Source organism: Flammeovirga sp. OC4 (genome assembly GCF_000812565.1).
In the GTDB taxonomy this organism is placed as follows: Bacteria; Bacteroidota; Bacteroidia; order Cytophagales; family Flammeovirgaceae; genus Flammeovirga.
In genome coordinates this window covers 16,670-33,405 of sequence record NZ_JTAM01000002.1, presented here as the reverse complement: position 1 = coordinate 33,405, position 16,736 = coordinate 16,670, and the positions used below count along the sequence as shown (strand labels likewise).

Genomic DNA, 16,736 nt, shown 5'->3' with positions numbered 1-16,736 from the left:
TTCAATTTCAATCAATTACACTCTAACGATATTACATAACTAGATGACCATTTCTTGTAAATCTATTCATTTATAAAACGTGATATTTGTAATGTAATCAAAAGGGAATAACCTTATGATTATAGCCGTGAGTGGTTTCAATCCTTTCTTTCTTTTCCAGATTGGAAGCACTCTAATTTTGATTTAGAAATAATAGTTTTTGATTTAATAATGAAAACGGATTCCACTTTGGAGTCCGTTTTTTTCTTAAAAAGGAATTGAAGACAAGGCCTATAATAAATCAATAACAAAATAGTATCCCATCCTTAATTCATCATTAAAATAATACTTGACGATTGTAGATAACCGCTTAAAGATTTTGTACAAATAATTGCCTCAAAATACCGCGACATTTGTAATGTAATCAATCGGGAAAAACAATTAAACAACTCTTCTTGAAGCCATTACATTAATTATTTTATCATTGTTAAAGAAAAAGAAAATGAAATTAGTAAAAGAATTCAAAGCGGGTAAACTTTATACAAATAACAACTTTTTAGTTCCAGTATTAGAAGGGTCTAACCTTGAAATGGGTGAGCAATATGGAGCTTTGATGAAAGGTGAAATGCAGAAAACATACGATTTACTTGTTAAGAAACTTATTGATGCAGGAGAACTAGATCAAGAAACTATTGATTTTTGGGTAACTCGTGCATACGGAACTGGTTCTCTAAGAACAAAACAATTCTATGATGGTGTAGTGAAAGGTACTGAATGGACATTGGAGAAAGTAGTATTTCTAGATCAAGTAATGGAATTTGGTTACTACTACGGTAAGCTTCACTCTTTTGCGGGTTGTACATCAATTGCATCTTGGGGTGAAAACTCAGTAGATGGTGAAATGTACATAGGACGTAATATGGATTGGAGTGAAGAATTCTTAAAGTTTCCGTCTGTATTTACGGTAAGAAAACCAAATGACGGTTCATATAAAATTGCTACTATGGGATGGCCTGGTATGTACTGTGCATTTACAGTAATGAACGAAAAAGGAGTTTACCTAGACCTACATGATGGTTCTAGCATGGGTGGTTCTGTTGTATATTTAGAAAGACCCTCTACTATCAATACCTTAACTGACTTTATGAGCGAATCTCCAACATTGGATGCCTTAAAAGCTAGATTTAATGGTACTAATAATAGTACTTCTACCATCTTCACAATTGCCGACAGTAAAGGAGCTGCTTCAGTAGAATGTTCTTCATCAAATGGAAATAGAATTCGTTTACCAAAAGGCGATGCACTTACAGTTGTAAATTCATTTTTGGTAGATGATTGGGGTTTAGGCAAAAGAGAAACAGTAAGTAATTCACTCAGAAGATACTCTAATATGGAAGCACGTCTTGCGGAAAATAAAGGTAAAATGGATACCCAATTAACAAAAGATTTGATGGATCTTCGATTATTCAATGAAGATGATTCATTTAAAGAAAACGGTGGTTGTACTAAACCTGCTTTACAAGATGCCGACTTGACAGTTTACCAAACAGTATTTGATATTCATAACCAAAAAGTATACATGAAGGTTCCAGTCCCCGAATACTTCGCTGATTGGACTGAAATCGATTTGAAAACACTTTGGAAATAATCGAATTAAAAAATCAAGATGATCTGAAAATATTTAGATCATCTTGATTTTTATTGAATTGATAACCTCTCCATCAACCTCTGACTACATCATTACTGCTATGAAAAAGTTAATTCTTCTTTGCTGTATTTTCTGTTTTTTCCTAGCTAATACTTACGGAACAGATAATGATCCTAAAACGGATCATTTAAAACAACTATTCAAACCCAAAAACTTAAGCTTTACTTTAGATAGTCGATTAGATTTCAGACATATTGGCTACGAAAATCAATTAGATGGGTATGCTAATGATCAACGCTTTTTGTTTTCCGATTTCAGAATTGGTTTAGAAGGAATGTTTAATGAAAATTTTGGTTTTGAGTTTCTCTACTCTCCTTATGATTCAAGGGTAGCTGTCAATAAAATATCAGGGAACATTCTGAAAGCTAATGTGACTTATCGCACCAAAGACAAACATTGGTTTTTGCAGGCTGGTAGGAATTTTATGAAAGTAGGAACAGTTGAGCAAAGTTATAACCCCAATGATGTGTATACTTACTCTATTATTGGTAATAAGCTAGACATTTTTAAAACGGGAGTAACCGCACAATACAATACCAAAAGTGGGCAGCAATTCGGCTTGCAAGTTGTGAATGCGATAGAAGATTCATTAGGAAATCAGCTCAACTTGCAATACAACTTTTATTGGTATGGTTTCATCAAAAAAGATCAAATCAAAACGTATGTCAGTTACACTTTTATCAATGACAAATCCGCTTTGTCTTCCGATACGCCTTACGGTATTAACCTTGGTGTTCAATGGAAATACGGACAATGGATTATCGACACCGATTTCGCATATATTCGAAATATGCCCAATTTTCAAGATAATGCCATCTACAAATCAGTGCCTGTAAAAGTGATGTATAACGGTCAGAAATTCAAACCTTATATCAAATACATTTTTGATCAGATTGATAGCACCGGTGATATAAATGATGAGGAATTACTCGAAAATGCCAACACACATACTGTTCAGTTGGCTTTACAATATTACCCTATACCCAACAAAAACCTCAGATTTCATATTGTAGGAAGTTATTCTTCAAATGGAAATTTCATCAACCTCAATCCTTCGCATGGGGACGAAAACTATTATAACAAAATGATGATAATGGCTGGCGTAAGAGTGGGGTTTGATCTATTAAAAGGTTGGTAAAAAAAGACCTCTATCCGAGTGCCGAATAGAGGTCTGTATATTTTGATAAAATTAATCTTCTTTTGAGAGATCCTTAATCACATAAACGTCTTCTCCTTTCTTGTGGAAAAGGTATTTTTCTCGTGAAAACTTCTCCAACTCTTGATTATTGGTATGCAACTCTCTCATTTTTTCTTGAAGGTCAACAATTTCTTTTTCATAAAATGCTTGTTGACTTTTCAATTCAAACTCCTTCTCTCTTTGGTTCTTTCTTCTTAAAAAATTGTCGCTGTCAAAAAACAACATCCATACTAAGAATAATGTACCAACGAGGACATAAAAATTTTTAAAATAATTAAGCCAGCCCGGATAATTTGTTGAATTAAGTTGCTTATTCTCTCTCATCATTTAAACAATTCTATAAACCTGCTCCTTTTTCAACAAGGTAAGATACTTCAAGAATGTTGTTTGTTCTATCAATATCAGCCACCTTACCAGAAGGATCGATCTCTACTTTCTTCAATTTAGCATCTTTTGTTGGAATAGCAATAGTATAAGTAGGGTGCGTCCAAGGCCAATCTTCCAACTGTACCCACTTTCCTTCTATCTCAGACTTTTTGGCTCCACGCATTACACGTAAGGGCATATAATAAGTCGTTTCATCACCATTACTCAATGTTATTTTCACTTCCGTAGGCATTGGCATTTTACCCACTCGCTCTATGGTCACATAAGTTGTATCACCTTCAATGAAAGTATTTTTCACACCATAATCAATGGTTTTAATGGAATTGACAAAGTATTGCTTATACCATTGTAATTGCAATCCTGATTCTTTTTCCATTACACGCATGAAGTCATTGACATTAGGGTGTTTAAATTTCCATTCCTCGTAGTATCTTTTGAAGGCTTTATCAAATGTTTCCTGTCCCATAATGTAGCTTAATTGATGAAGGAAAACAGCACCTTTAGAATAAGAGGCGATAGAGTAAGCAGCATTTTTTTCGAAATGATCCGCATGCGTACTCAATGGTTCTTCGATACCTCTTTTCACTACATAAAAATAAGAGTTGTAAGATCCTCCATGAGCATCTGCTTTTCCGTTGACATGTGCTTCAATTTCGTTTCCGATATAAGAATTGAACCCTTCGTCCATCCAAGCATATAAACTCTCGTTGGTCGCTAGAACAAATTGGAACCAGCTATGTAGCATTTCATGAACCGTTACACCTACTAAACTATTCAAGCTTCTTTTACCTGTAATCAAAGTAAGCATGCCGTATTCCATACCGCCATCACCACCTTGCACTACATTGTAAACTTTATAAGGATATTTCCCTACTCTTTTATTCGTATATAAAATGGCCTGCTCTAAATATGCTGGAAGTTTATTCCATACTTCATCGATACCTTGATCTTTTTTCCAGAAGAAATGAAGCTCAGGCCCCTCTTTCATCGGTACAATTTTGTGTTGAAAATCAGGATCTGCAGCAAATGTAAAGTCATGTACATTAGGAGCTACAAAGTGCCAAGTTAGTTTACCATCTTTAGGTTGTCCTTTCTTGATGCCCTCATAGCCATATCCTACTTCTTTTGCATTTTGGATATAACCTGTAGCAGCTACCACATATTTTTCGTCGAGTGTAAGCTTTACATCAAAGTCACCCCAAATACCATAAAACTCTCTTCCTACATAAGGATCTGGATGCCATCCCTCATAATCATATTCAGCTAATTTAGGATACCACTGTGCCATAGAATAAGCTACCCCTTCTTTGTTATCTCTACCTGTTCTTCTGATTTGAATAGGAACTTGTGCATCAAATTCCATTGCAAATACAGTTTTTGTATTCGGGAGAATCGGTTTATTCAGCTCTACTTCCAAAATAGTCCCCACTGTTTTATACTTCAGCGACTTACCATTTTGTTTCAATGACAATACCTTTTGATATCCGATTTCGTTCGGCTGTAATTTAGAAATTCTATCTTTTACTCTTCCGTCAGGATCTTCAATTGTTCTTGAACGTACATCCATCATACTTCCCGGTTGGAAAGCATTGAGGTATAAATGATAGTATACATTATGAAGTGTATCCGGAGAATTGTTGTAATACACCAATCGTTGTGTCCCTCCGAACTTGTGTGTTTTCACATCAAGCTCAACCTCCATCTCGTAATCTGCTTTTTGTTGCCACCTATCAGATTGTGCAAATGTACCCAAAGCAAAAAGGCACATCGACAACATTAGAAAATACGTTTTCATTAAAAAGATCCTCACTGTTTGTTCTATACTGTGTCTACTATGATCTCGCAAATTACAAAAGAATTAGATTGAAAGTCGACTTTCATCTTAAAAAATAAGAGCACTAAATCTGAAGAAAAGTTAATTCAACTGTTGTACATCACTCAGAACTTCCTCAGAGGCAGGAATTAAAGGATATGTCGTCCAAAAAGGATCGTCAAAGGCATCACTTAATTCCACCAAAGAATCTTCTTTTTTCAGCCTGTTTTCCTCTTCAATTTCCTGTATATCTTCAGTGGTTACGTCAGTAATAAAGAAGTCAGCCTTAATGCCAATATCCGTTGCTATATCAATCTCCTCTCTAGGATATCTTACTTTTAAGAAAAATGAAAAATCACCGTTTTTATATTTAGGATACCACTTATTATCAACAAACTGATACGATTCACTTCCTCTGATATGGTTAATATGAAAATTGAATGATAACCCTCCAAAAATCTTCAATGCACCAATTAACAATCCCTTTCCGATACCTCTAAGGGGAATGATGTATTTCAAATAGGATTTGGGTACATTATAATCCACATGACAAAAAGCCTTTGTATCTTCATCCAAAATGATTCTTCCTTCAAACATACCAAGATCCATTTTCCATCGTGGTTTATAGTCAATCACCATGGCAGAACGTCCCTGATAAGTGGTCATTTCTACAAATTCAAATGTGTAATAATCCATTGTTTTCTCATTGAGGAACATTACAAACCTTGAGGACATCTCTTCATCATCCCCAAACAAGTTTCCATTATCCTTGACCAAATCAGACTCTAACATTTCATGTGCCATTCCTGTCATATCCATGTCCATATCCATAGAATCATCATCAAACTGAAAGCTTTCCCAAGCCGTGGAATCCGTCAAACTCCTTGCTTTTACCAATTGCAGTTGGTTTTTTTTATCTTCTTCCTGAATCCCTTGAAGATAAATATCCATAGCCGCTTCTATATAATTCGCCGTACTTTCATTAAGTGACGTTCTATTTCTGTAAAACCCATGTACTTTAGCGGGGTTCAAAGCATAGTTTTCTGGAATTTTACGAAGAGCCTCTTTCAATATTTCCCTCATATCTTTGGGGGTGATGACTACTTCATCCAGTTCTGTAACAAAAGACTTCAATGTCACTTTATTCTTCTTTTTAGTAGATAAAGCTGAAATATTCACTCTAACCATTTCAAAACCTGTGGCAGAAATTTGCAACTGCTGATCTGCATACTTTTCTGAAATATTGATAGAAAAAGCCCCTTCCAGATTGGAGAACGTCCCTTTTGAGGTATTGGAAATCAAAATATGAGCGTATGGAATAGAGTTTCCATCATTATCCATCACAACACCTTTGATTTCTTTTGTAGATTGAGCGTACATCATTTCTGTTATACAAATTAATAACAGAAGTGTACTTGTGAGTAACTTTAAATTCATAGTTTTTGATAGTTTTTCTTTGTCCTGTACACCTTCGACTTCAATGTACAGGTTATTTAATTTTGACACTATAATAATTATATCATAAAGTAAATAAATTGAATAGGTAATCACAATAACCATTGCTGTTTTTTAATGCTTATTTCTACCTCTTTCCTTCTATCAAAGCACCTACCCTTCTACCTCATAAATCGCACATCACTAAGTTATTATTGGATTTTATCACGAAAATTTAAAGCTTTTTTATTATTCAGGAATCTTTTTTAAGCAAAAGGGAGTAATCACTATGTATAAAACTCAAGAACCTAATACCATGCTCAAAAACAAAACAACAACATTATTATTATCGCTCATTTTATTCTTTACATCCTGTAATTTAAGTGACCCTCATGGAATAAAAAAACTCGTTAAATTAGATCAAGAAGACGTTATAGAAATCACTCTTAATAACTTTGACAAAGAAACTAAACCACCGATCTACAGGTATAAAAGTGGTGAAGTTATTTCTCTTGATAAAATAAAAAAGACCGACCCGTTAGAATGGGGGTATGATTATTATGCATCATCCAACCACGAAATTAAGGTTGTGATTCTAAGAAAACCTACCCATGAAGACACTTTGTTTCAAAGACGATTAATAGCCGCTATTAAAGAAAGAAAACGTACAGAGGTTGAGTTAGTAGATATTGATTGTGATAAGATTGATAAGATGTTAGCACACATTCGTTTTATGGATCAGGAAAATAGATCAAGTGGAATGGTGAATGAAAATATCGAATTAGAAAACCTCACCAAAGTAGTAAGTATTTTAGAAATCTGCGGAATGCCTACAGTAGAAGAAGTCGGAAATAATGGTATAAATACGGTTTGGATTATCATTCAGCACGCCGGACCTCATTACCGCTCTAAATATTTCCATCTGTTTGAAGATGCAACCGAAAGGGGTGATTTGCAACCTTATAAGCTTGCTATGATGGAAGATATGATATTCCTTGATAGTGGAAAACCACAAAAGTACGGTTCTCAAATTGTTTTTAATTCAAAAACAGGTGAGATGGAAATCTATTCTCTTCAAGACCCTGCCAATGTAAATCATAGAAGAGCACAAGTAGGTTTGGAGCCTATTGAAGATTATATGGGGCAATTTGAGAGTGAAGAATAAGTAATAAAATCTGCTCTAAGGAAGGTTGACTTATTTTTTCAGCAAAGTCTCAAGCTCTGCCAGCTTCTGTTGTCTTACAAATGAAAAAGTCATAAGGTCTTTTTGTTCTATCTCTGATAGTATTTTGTAAGCGGCATTGAAGTATTTTTTGTCTTGGGTTAGCTTTCCTTTATAAATTAAAACATCGTTTAAAAGTTCTAATTCCTTGAAGTCTGTTTTAGAAGAAAGGTCCATCATTTTTAATGTTATCTCTTCTTCTGAATCAGACTCATTGACTTTTAGCACCTCTACTAAGTATTTATCTATGGTCAATGCCATTTCTTCAAAATGAAGCTCTAGGTCTATTCCTGTAAATCGGAGCATTACTTTCTCCAAGCTACGGATCATCCTCTGTAAAAAATCTCTTTTATCTTGTAACATAACTAACTGCTATTCAACGAATGTGAACATTAAGTTAGCAAAGAAATTCCATAACATTACCACTCCTACTGCTAAAACTTTAGCAATGTAAAAATTCATTTTAAAACGCTCATGTAACAACCAAATAATGGCATTACTAAAGAGAAGACCAATGATGGAAACACCAAAAAACTTCATGTATTGAAGACCAATATTGGCATCTTGGCTTTCAAAAGTCCAGTTTCTATTCAGTATATAATTACTCGTTGCTGCTAAAATAAAACCAAGGCTATTAGCCAAATATTTATGTCCCTTTAGCTTTTCTTTTACAAGATAAGTCGTTCCAAAATCAACAAATAAGCCAGAAAAACCAACTACACCAAACTTCAGAAACTTATAGAATAAGGCTTCCCAATCCATATTGTTTGTTATACGCTATGATTAATTTGAGTAAAAGTAAAAAGAAGGTCTTATTTCGAAAAATAATGACCTTCTTTTATTATTTTGTTCAAAGAAAATTAATCTTTGTGACTTTCTCTATTGCTGTTTCTACGTCTGTTTCCACCGCCACTATTACGACGATCTCCACCTCCGTATCCATTTCTTCGGCGATCTCCTCCGCCACCATTGTAGCGACGACGATCTCCTCCGCCGCCACCGCGACGTCCACCACCACGACGGCCACCGCCACCACCAGTAGTATTAGATACTTCAACATCAATTTTTCTACCATTGAATTCTAAAGTACCCATACCTTTGATCACATCATCCTCTCTACCTTGAGCTACCTCAAAGAATGAGAAGTTTTGCTTAAGGTCAATTCGTCCGATATCGATACGGTCACCACGAACACCTTTGTTGATCAAGTCGATTAGATCTCTTGGTGATACTTCGTCACGCTTACCTAAGTTGATAAAGAAACGAGTGAAACCTGATTCTGCGTTACGTCTGAAGTTTTCACCTCTTTCACGAGAATTAGAATTATCTCTACGATCAGGTACATTAAGATCTCTAGCACCTCTGTAGTAATCCAAGAAACGGTTGAACTCTAATGCAACGAAACGGTTGATGATTTCCTCACGGCTTAAGTCCTCTAATTTCTCATATACTTTTGGTAAGTACTCCTCAATCTCCTCTTCTACCATTTCTACACCGTGCATACGGTCTACTAAATGGAACAACTGACGCTCACAAATTTGAGGACCAGAAGGAATTGGATCCATGATGAATGATTGCTTCAATACACGCTCGATAGCTCTCAAACGGTGCTTTTCACGCATGTGAATGATTGCAATTGAAGTACCATCTCTACCAGCTCTACCTGTACGACCAGAACGGTGGTTGTACGTTTCGATATCGTCTGGCAAGTTGTAGTTGATGACGTGAGATAAATCGTTAACGTCCAAACCACGAGCAGCTACGTCCGTTGCTACTAATAATTGTAAAGTACGTTGACGGAATTTACCCATTACATAATCACGTTGTGCTTGAGATAAATCACCATGCAATGCATCTGCATTGTAACCATCTTGCATCAAACGCTCTGCTACGTCTTTTGTTTCTTGTCTTGTACGACAGAAAACAATACCGTATATATTTGGATTGTAATCCACTACACGTTTTAAAGCTTCATATCTATCTTGAGCTCTTACAGTGTAGCAGTAGTGTTTTACGTTTTTGTTACCCGTATTCTTCGTACCAACTGTTACCTCTTTTGGTTCAGTCATGTAGTTTGAAGCAATACGAGCTACTTCTCTTGGCATAGTTGCAGAGAACAACCATACGTTTTTGTCTTCAGGAGTTTCTTCAAGAATTGCATCAAGCTCGTCTTTGAAACCCATTTTCAACATTTCATCCGCTTCGTCAAGTACTACTGTCTCTACTTCAGAGATATTTACTTTGTTTCTACGGATTAAATCGTGCATACGTCCTGGAGTGGCCACAATTACATGTGCACCTTTGTTCAACTGACGGATTTGTTGGTCAATTGGAGCACCACCGTAAACGGCAACGATTTTTAAACCTTTAAGCTTTTTAGAGAAGTTTTCAAGATCTTTTGCGATCTGAAGTCCAAGTTCACGAACTGGACATAGAATTAACCCTTGTACCTTTTTGTTTGAGACATCAACACGGTGTAGGAGTGGAAGGCCGAATGCTGCAGTTTTACCCGTTCCTGTTTGTGCTAAACCTACTAAATCAAGTTCTTCTGTTAATAAAGTTGGGATTACTTCTTCTTGTATTGGTGTAGGTTGTTCAAAACCGAGCTCTGCTACTGCTTCTTGCAATTCTTCTTTAAGCCCTAATTCACTAAATTTTGTCATTTTTTGTTTTTTAAGACGCTTCCTTCCATACTACTATAAGTTTAAGTACTAGATTGAATATTACTTCTCTCATAATCCTTATTCTTTGTCGGCGGACAACCAACAGTTATGATGATGCGGACAAAAGCGCTACAGTTTCCTAATTGAACCGCAAAGGTAGTCTATTTATTTTTTGTTTTGCTAGTTAACGACACAAACGTTTATAAATGAGAGCAATTATTTTTACTTTTTTTCCATCATTAACAAAAAAAGAGCTTATTTCAAGCTCTTTCTTCAAATATCTCTTCTTAAAAATGACAATATTACAAGTGTCTCTAATACACTAAGTTACCTTCAATAGAATAGTGTTTATCGCCTAAAAAGACAATCGTCTGTATGCCTTCAATGGCATAACTTTTTAACTTTTGACCTTCAGAAAACACCAACTGCCCTTCTTTTTCTGTAGCGTAAAGAGAATTATCGGTCAACATTTTGAAAGCAATCTTCAGAAGTTCGCCATCCGAATCTTTCTCTATTTCCATCCATCGGACTAATTCTCTTGGACCACTGGCTTCAAATCTTGTAAGTGTTCCTCCGTCAGGTTTATTCTGTATTGATTTCTGATAGCTGTTTTTTAAAATGGGCTTATTGATATCCGCATCTTCAAAAACTTCCAACTCATCCTCCCAATTAATAGTAGAGGAAGCAACTTTGTCTTCTTGTCCATCATAGAGTACTTTTTTCTCTACAGCTGGCGATGTTCGGCTTAAATCCTTTACAGCTGAATCAACAACACTTGTAAGATCAAAGTTATAAACTTCTTCAGTGTCTTGAATTTTATCTAATTGGGCACAGCTAAATAAAGAACTAAGTATAAAGTGAATAATGGTAATTTGAACGAACAATTTCATGTTAAATAGTAAAGGTGATAGTAGAATAAGTACAAAATACAGAAGTTGATTTTCAATATTTTATCTTTTGAAGATGTACCTATATTATTTCCAAAAAATTTCAATATGACGGTCTCCCGTCCAAAGTGTAGTGCTTATGGATTTTTTAGTTTTCTTGACTTTCCATGCATCGTTATTCAAATATATGAATTCTTGCTTAATAACAACAGTTTCTGATACTTTATGATAAGCAATTAACAAAGTGCCTTCACCTTCTTGAGGTTTAATTTCAATATTTTTTTCATTTTGGGCATGAATTATTTCGGTCTGATTTTCTAGCGGTATTCCTTTTAAAATGTTGATCGCTTTGCTTGCATTCGGAACACCGTAGCCCACATAGTTATTACCGTAAGGGTAAAACCAAGAAGACTGAATAATAGCACCTCTAATTTCTTTTGCCGTCGCCTCTGGTTTCATTTGCCACAGACAAGCCGCAAGACCCGTAATTACTGGAGCTGAAAAAGAGGTTCCAAACAGTGAATAACAAGAAACTTCGGGTTTTACATAATCCAGAAAATCAGGACCTAAACTACTGTAACTCGCCTTCACACCTGATTTTGTTGTTGCCCCAACACTCAATACTCCTTTGGCATCTGCGGGAGCACTGATGACTTTCCAATTGGAATCTCCTTCATTCCCTGCCGAAACCACCAACAACACATCTTTTTCCTGAGTGGCTACTTCTGCTGCTTTCGTCACCATAGAAGTTTCTCCATCCATCTGAGAAGGAAGATAATTTTCATCTTTACGATCAAAACCATTCGTATAGCCCAATGAGCTATTGATCAGTTTTATTCCTAAAGAATCTACCATCCACTCCAAAGCCATGATCCAATTTTCTTCCTCACTCCTCGATTCTTTGTCTCCGTGATCTGTTCTCGCTAAATAAAAATTACTTTTATCTGCCAGTCCGTATCTCATATTACCTTCTTGCCCCGCAATCATTCTTAAAACGGTGGTACCATGACTATCTGAACTCGTCCTTTTGGTTCCAAAGAAAGTTTGACTTGTCGTTGATGGACCTGACAGGTAATCTTTAAAACCCAAAACTCGATCGTCTTTAAAAATATGTTTTAGATAGGTATTTTTAGTAGCATTATAATAGCCTGCATCAATCACACCTACCGTTACCCCACTTCCATCTAGTTTCAAATCATAGATTTTTTTAGGTTGGATTTGCTTTACTGTATACGAGGACTGCTTAAAATCACTTTCTTGATGAATACTCGCTAGTTTCCAACTTCTGTTGACTGGCTTAATTTCTTTGATAAAAGAAAGGCTTTTTAGCTGATCTAACTCTTTTTTTGATGTAATTTCAACTGTCACGGCATTAAGCCAATTGGATTTCGTTTGGGCGAAAAAGTCTTGCTCGTGCAATGCTTCAATATATTCCTGACAGATGGATTGGTTAAAAATTTCTAAATCTTCATTATTACACTTATCTACAAAAACAACCCAAAAACGTTGGTTTTCGTCAGCGAAAACTGGAAAAACAGTAAAAAGGATGAAAAAATAGCTTAAGAATAGCCTTCTAAGCCGTTTTTCTCCTGAAAAAAAAACAGAATAAATATCCAGTCTTATTGTCATCTAGTTTTGAAAATTCAATGGAAGAAGTAAATTCGAATTAAGTCAGTACTTGGACAAAAGAAAACGGACATTTTACCTTATCTTTTTTATCCTACTCTTCGTTAGATTTTTATCACGTAGCTACGGCTATGCTCTGCAAATCTGCCTTGATTAGAATAAAAAATATTAACCTAAAATTATCCCTTTACTTCTTTCCATGTACTTAGCAGTACAAGCGTATTGCCGCTTAACTTGACGAAAAGTTAATCATAAATATTAATATATACACATAGATCAATCATGAGATACGAAAAAATCGACTCGACATTGTTCATTGAGAACCGTAAGCGTCTAGTAGAGAGATTAAAACCAAATTCAGTTGCTGTATTCAATTCAAGCGACATCATGCCTACTAGTGCTGACGGTACAATGCCATTTATTCAGCAAACTGACATCTTCTATTTAAGTGGTATTGATCAAGAAAAGAGTATTCTTGTGATCAATCCTGACGCCAAAGATCCTGCCCATAGAGAAATGCTTTTCTTAATTGAAACCAATGAGGAAATTGCCATCTGGGAAGGAGCAAAATTGACAAAAGAACAGGCTACTGAAGTTTCTGGAATCGAGTCGGTGTACTGGTTATCTGATTTCGATACAGTATTCAAAACGGTTGTTTTCGATTCAGAGCACATCTACTTGAACACAAACGAGCACCTTCGTGCTGACACTACTGTTGAAACGCCAGATGATCGTTTTAGAGTGGAATGCATGAAAAACTTCCCTCTTCATAAATACGAGCGTATTTCACCAATCATGCACGACTTACGTACTGTAAAGTCACAAATTGAGATTGATGTTATGCAAAAAGCTTGTAACATCACTGAGAAAGGTTTCAGAAGAGTTTTAGAATTCACAAAGCCAGGTGTGAAGGAGTATGAAATCGAAGCTGAAATCACTCACGAGTTTGTTCGCAATGGCTCAAGAAGACATGCTTACACGCCAATCATTGCTTCAGGTTTCAACGCTTGTGTATTGCACTATATCGACAACGATCAAGTTTGTCAAGACGGTGACTTGTTATTAATGGACTTCGGTTGTGAGTACGGCAACTACGCTTCTGACTTAACGCGTACCATCCCAGTAAATGGTAAGTTTACAGAGCGTCAAGCGGCAGTTTACAGTGCTGTATTAAGAGTACACAAAGCAGCTGCTAAAATGCTTGTTCCAGGCAACAACTTGATGGACTACCATGTGGAAGTAGGTAAATTGATGACAGAAGAATTAGTAGGTTTAGGTTTGATCACTCGTGAAGATATTGCGAACGAAGATCCAAAATGGCCTGCTTACAAGAAATACTTTATGCACGGTACTTCTCACCACATTGGCGTAGACGTTCATGACTATGGCAACAGATATAAAACTTTTGAAGCTGGAATGGTATTTACAGTGGAGCCAGGTATTTATATCAGAGAGGAAAACATGGGTATCAGAATTGAAAACGACTTCGTTATCCAAGAATCAGGTGAGCCATTTGACTTGATGAAAAATATTCCAATCGAGATTGAGGAGATTGAAAGCATTATGGCGAAGTAATTCACTTTATAGCTTTAATATATATTGCACCCTAGTTTGATGTAAAACATTGAGCTAGGGTGTTTTTTTAACATGTAAATTCAAAAGAAGTGTTAGTATTAAGATTAGACATAAAAGAGAGTATAAAAAAACTATGTCTAATTCTTATTTTTTATTATTTCCTTTATGTATTTCTTTGATGGTTTTGTATAATTTGTAATATTAATTGGAATATAAATATCAACTATTTCTTCAATATTATTTGGAGGGTATTCATTTGAAACTGAAGGCAATTGCATATTTTCTTTTTTGCAATGTAAAAACTGTCCTGTTAACTCCGTAATCTTAAGAAAGACATTTTCACCACTTTGTAAAATCAACTTAATTTCACGCCCATTTCCAATTGTTAGGTTCATTAACTTTTGTCCTTGACCTAAATATTTACACAAGGTGCTATCATTATTTATCCTAATAATTTCTTTGATCACTTGGTCGTAAATTAATAAACTTGGTACAAAATAACCTTGCTCATAAAAGCTTGATACAAAATTTTCTCCATCACTTAAATCCAATTTAGAATAATCAAACTTTTTTATTATTCCACCCATTACAATTGGATGACTCGTTTCACTACGAATATTAAACTCAATATAAAATAGAGTATCCTTAGATGGATCATTTTCAGCAGCAAACATCCAAAATGATACGCCCAATATAATTACTAATAAAGTTATTTTATTTTTCATCCTCTAATATAACTGCAGGTAAGAATGAATCATTACCTAATTGATTAGCATCATTTTGATTAGGTTTCTCTGGTGGATATTTCATAATTCCACCAGAACCACCAATACCTTTTGGGTGACTAAAACCAAGAGTATGAAAAATTTCATGGATTCTATTCATCTTGGTATCTTTTGAGGAGTTCATCATAACATCTTTATATCCAATAGTAATACCTCCAACAGTTGTAGTACTTATAGTACCATCACCATTATCAATTTCTTTAGAAGCAAATCCAGAATAAACATTACTATCTCCCTTGGTAAAACTATTTCCAATAGAATGTCCATCTTGCATTTCCTTTTGTGCACTGTTTTTACTCTGTTCAACAGTACCTCCATCTCTAAATTCTAAATCAAAGTTTATTGAATAACCTTTATACTCACCATCAGAAACCCTCAAGCTTAATTTATTAAGATACTTATTGGTACCCTCCTGCATTTTGCTAATTTGCTTTTCAGAGTAACCACCGAATTGTTTTGTTTTTCCTTTTGAAGTATAATAATTCCTATCAGCTGATTGTACAAAATATACAGCTTTAATCGTAATCGTCTTATTTTTTTTATCAATCACCCTAATTCCATCTTGTCCATCGGGATCAATCATATTCAAAGGATTATTGTGAACGTAATGATATGGAGTCCATTTTGGATACTTCTCCGCCAAAGGATCAGGACTCAACCACCTACTCACAATATCAGGCTCAAGAGTAGCTTCTGAATAAAGTGTATCCTTTTTTACAAAAGCGACAATTTCTTGTGTTTTGGTATTTAGAATTACAGATCCAATCTGAACTAAAGTGTCTTGGTCGTGAAATTCATTGTATTCTCCTTGGCTTAATGTTGCTACTTTTGGTTTGTAGTTGTATTGCTCAAAAGGATTTTGTGCGAAGGAATTTATACTGATGAGAGAAAGTATAAATAGGAAGTGGAGTAGTTGTTTCATTTTTTTCTTGATCTTTTACGAATACTATTATCAACAGTTGAATACTTTTCAATAGTATTAATTAAAATAGTATCTTTCTCATAAATAGCTCCCTTATACTTTGAAACAATGGTAGTTCCAAAACACAATTCATCTTTTGAACCATCAGAATAATTAATATGACATACCATCCGTACATCAAGATCATCATAGCCTTCTAATGGTTTTAGCTTTGATAACCTTTTACTTATTAAATTTAAATCCTTTTTATTCTCGATTTTAAAATGTTTCTTCTTTCTATGATTAATAATAATTTCACTATCATATGAATATTCAGTAAAAGTATACCACTTTATAGCATAGACATCAATAGATTGAATTTCTAATTCATTATTAGTGCATGATATTAAAGTCCCCCCTAATAAAAAAACAACCACTAATAGTAATACATAATATTTAACCATAATTCTATCAGGCATCTTCATTTGCTTTTATATTTCATTATCCCGTTTAGTAAGAAAGCTTATTACAACGTGTAAACTTTAGTAGAAAAATAAC

At 34.9% G+C, this 16,736-nt stretch carries 15 protein-coding genes; 4 read left to right on the top strand and 11 right to left on the bottom strand.

Going from position 1 to position 16,736, the window contains the following annotated elements; genetic code table 11:
* Positions 1 to 481: 481 nt before the first annotated feature.
* Together PL77_RS01800 and PL77_RS01795 are read left to right on the top strand one after the other, a co-directional pair.
* The gene (locus PL77_RS01800) at positions 482 to 1,627 is read left to right on the top strand and encodes a C45 family peptidase (protein WP_044201109.1); all 1,146 of its coding nucleotides are present in this window, start codon (positions 482 to 484) and stop codon (positions 1,625 to 1,627) included.
* A gap of 100 nt (positions 1,628 to 1,727) precedes the next feature.
* Positions 1,728 to 2,825, top strand: coding sequence for a hypothetical protein (locus PL77_RS01795; protein WP_044201108.1), 1,098 nt, complete (start codon positions 1,728 to 1,730; stop codon positions 2,823 to 2,825).
* A gap of 51 nt (positions 2,826 to 2,876) precedes the next feature.
* On the opposite strand, the gene PL77_RS01790 is transcribed toward PL77_RS01795, so the two are convergent.
* From PL77_RS01790 to PL77_RS01780, 3 genes are all read right to left on the bottom strand, one after another.
* Positions 2,877 to 3,212: a septum formation initiator family protein gene (locus PL77_RS01790; RefSeq protein ID WP_044201106.1), complete on the bottom strand. Its 336-nt coding sequence runs from the start codon at positions 3,210 to 3,212 to the stop codon at positions 2,877 to 2,879.
* A 10-nt stretch (positions 3,213 to 3,222) separates the two neighbouring features.
* Complete coding sequence (locus PL77_RS01785) at positions 3,223 to 5,067, bottom strand: M1 family metallopeptidase (protein ID WP_044201104.1); 1,845 nt, start codon at positions 5,065 to 5,067, stop codon at positions 3,223 to 3,225.
* Positions 5,068 to 5,187: 120 nt separating this feature from the next.
* Positions 5,188 to 6,522 carry a carboxypeptidase-like regulatory domain-containing protein gene (locus tag PL77_RS01780; protein ID WP_172665789.1) on the bottom strand — a complete coding sequence of 445 codons (1,335 nt, stop codon included), beginning with the start codon at positions 6,520 to 6,522 and terminating at the stop codon, positions 5,188 to 5,190.
* A gap of 286 nt (positions 6,523 to 6,808) precedes the next feature.
* Here PL77_RS01780 and PL77_RS30115 point away from each other — a divergent pair, with 286 nt between their 5' ends.
* On the top strand, positions 6,809 to 7,684 hold the full coding sequence (locus PL77_RS30115) for a DUF6624 domain-containing protein (RefSeq protein WP_052444094.1): 876 nt from the start codon (positions 6,809 to 6,811) through the stop codon (positions 7,682 to 7,684).
* Between the two features lie 30 nt (positions 7,685 to 7,714).
* Here the strand turns inward: PL77_RS30115 and PL77_RS01770 are convergent, their stop codons facing one another.
* The 5 genes from PL77_RS01770 to PL77_RS01750 form a co-directional block, all read right to left on the bottom strand.
* Complete coding sequence (locus tag PL77_RS01770) at positions 7,715 to 8,104, bottom strand: hypothetical protein (RefSeq protein ID WP_044201100.1); 390 nt, start codon at positions 8,102 to 8,104, stop codon at positions 7,715 to 7,717.
* Positions 8,105 to 8,113: 9 nt separating this feature from the next.
* On the bottom strand, positions 8,114 to 8,503 hold the full coding sequence (locus PL77_RS01765) for a GtrA family protein (RefSeq protein WP_044201099.1): 390 nt from the start codon (positions 8,501 to 8,503) through the stop codon (positions 8,114 to 8,116).
* Between the two features lie 98 nt (positions 8,504 to 8,601).
* Positions 8,602 to 10,404 (bottom strand): DEAD/DEAH box helicase, encoded by a 1,803-nt coding sequence (locus tag PL77_RS01760; RefSeq protein WP_044201097.1) that lies wholly within the window; start codon positions 10,402 to 10,404, stop codon positions 8,602 to 8,604.
* Between the two features lie 314 nt (positions 10,405 to 10,718).
* Positions 10,719 to 11,294, bottom strand: coding sequence for a hypothetical protein (locus PL77_RS01755; RefSeq protein WP_044201095.1), 576 nt, complete (start codon positions 11,292 to 11,294; stop codon positions 10,719 to 10,721).
* Between the two features lie 84 nt (positions 11,295 to 11,378).
* On the bottom strand, positions 11,379 to 12,920 hold the full coding sequence (locus PL77_RS01750; RefSeq protein ID WP_052444093.1) for a S8 family serine peptidase: 1,542 nt from the start codon (positions 12,918 to 12,920) through the stop codon (positions 11,379 to 11,381).
* Positions 12,921 to 13,199: 279 nt separating this feature from the next.
* Between PL77_RS01750 and PL77_RS01745 the strand changes: the two genes are divergently transcribed.
* A complete protein-coding gene (locus PL77_RS01745; protein WP_044201093.1) occupies positions 13,200 to 14,492 on the top strand; it encodes an aminopeptidase P family protein in 1,293 nt (430 codons plus the stop codon).
* Positions 14,493 to 14,629: 137 nt separating this feature from the next.
* Here PL77_RS01745 and PL77_RS01740 read toward each other — a convergent pair whose 3' ends face one another.
* The 3 genes from PL77_RS01740 to PL77_RS01730 are packed head-to-tail and all read right to left on the bottom strand — an operon-like array spanning position 14,630 to position 16,657.
* Positions 14,630 to 15,217: a hypothetical protein gene (locus PL77_RS01740; RefSeq protein WP_044201091.1), complete on the bottom strand. Its 588-nt coding sequence runs from the start codon at positions 15,215 to 15,217 to the stop codon at positions 14,630 to 14,632.
* Positions 15,207 to 16,199 carry an RHS repeat-associated core domain-containing protein gene (locus tag PL77_RS30110; RefSeq protein WP_052444092.1) on the bottom strand — a complete coding sequence of 331 codons (993 nt, stop codon included), beginning with the start codon at positions 16,197 to 16,199 and terminating at the stop codon, positions 15,207 to 15,209. The genes PL77_RS01740 and PL77_RS30110 overlap by 11 nt, the downstream gene beginning before the upstream one ends.
* Complete coding sequence (locus PL77_RS01730) at positions 16,196 to 16,657, bottom strand: hypothetical protein (protein ID WP_156152209.1); 462 nt, start codon at positions 16,655 to 16,657, stop codon at positions 16,196 to 16,198. The genes PL77_RS30110 and PL77_RS01730 overlap by 4 nt, the downstream gene beginning before the upstream one ends.
* Positions 16,658 to 16,736: the final 79 nt, after the last annotated feature.

Excerpts from the sequence above, each read along its gene's own strand:
- PL77_RS01800 (WP_044201109.1), top strand. The coding sequence starts at position 482 with ATGAAATTAGTAAAAGAATTCAAAGCGGGTAAACTTTATACAAATAAC.
- PL77_RS01795 (WP_044201108.1), top strand. The coding sequence starts at position 1,728 with ATGAAAAAGTTAATTCTTCTTTGCTGTATTTTCTGTTTTTTCCTAGCT.
- PL77_RS01790 (WP_044201106.1), bottom strand. The coding sequence starts at position 3,212 with ATGATGAGAGAGAATAAGCAACTTAATTCAACAAATTATCCGGGCTGG.
- PL77_RS01785 (WP_044201104.1), bottom strand. The coding sequence starts at position 5,067 with ATGAAAACGTATTTTCTAATGTTGTCGATGTGCCTTTTTGCTTTGGGT.
- PL77_RS01780 (WP_172665789.1), bottom strand. The coding sequence starts at position 6,522 with ATGAATTTAAAGTTACTCACAAGTACACTTCTGTTATTAATTTGTATA.
- PL77_RS30115 (WP_052444094.1), top strand. The coding sequence starts at position 6,809 with ATGTATAAAACTCAAGAACCTAATACCATGCTCAAAAACAAAACAACA.
- PL77_RS01770 (WP_044201100.1), bottom strand. The coding sequence starts at position 8,104 with ATGTTACAAGATAAAAGAGATTTTTTACAGAGGATGATCCGTAGCTTG.
- PL77_RS01765 (WP_044201099.1), bottom strand. The coding sequence starts at position 8,503 with ATGGATTGGGAAGCCTTATTCTATAAGTTTCTGAAGTTTGGTGTAGTT.
- PL77_RS01760 (WP_044201097.1), bottom strand. The coding sequence starts at position 10,404 with ATGACAAAATTTAGTGAATTAGGGCTTAAAGAAGAATTGCAAGAAGCA.
- PL77_RS01755 (WP_044201095.1), bottom strand. The coding sequence starts at position 11,294 with ATGAAATTGTTCGTTCAAATTACCATTATTCACTTTATACTTAGTTCT.
- PL77_RS01750 (WP_052444093.1), bottom strand. The coding sequence starts at position 12,920 with ATGACAATAAGACTGGATATTTATTCTGTTTTTTTTTCAGGAGAAAAA.
- PL77_RS01745 (WP_044201093.1), top strand. The coding sequence starts at position 13,200 with ATGAGATACGAAAAAATCGACTCGACATTGTTCATTGAGAACCGTAAG.
- PL77_RS01740 (WP_044201091.1), bottom strand. The coding sequence starts at position 15,217 with ATGAAAAATAAAATAACTTTATTAGTAATTATATTGGGCGTATCATTT.
- PL77_RS30110 (WP_052444092.1), bottom strand. The coding sequence starts at position 16,199 with ATGAAACAACTACTCCACTTCCTATTTATACTTTCTCTCATCAGTATA.
- PL77_RS01730 (WP_156152209.1), bottom strand. The coding sequence starts at position 16,657 with ATGCCTGATAGAATTATGGTTAAATATTATGTATTACTATTAGTGGTT.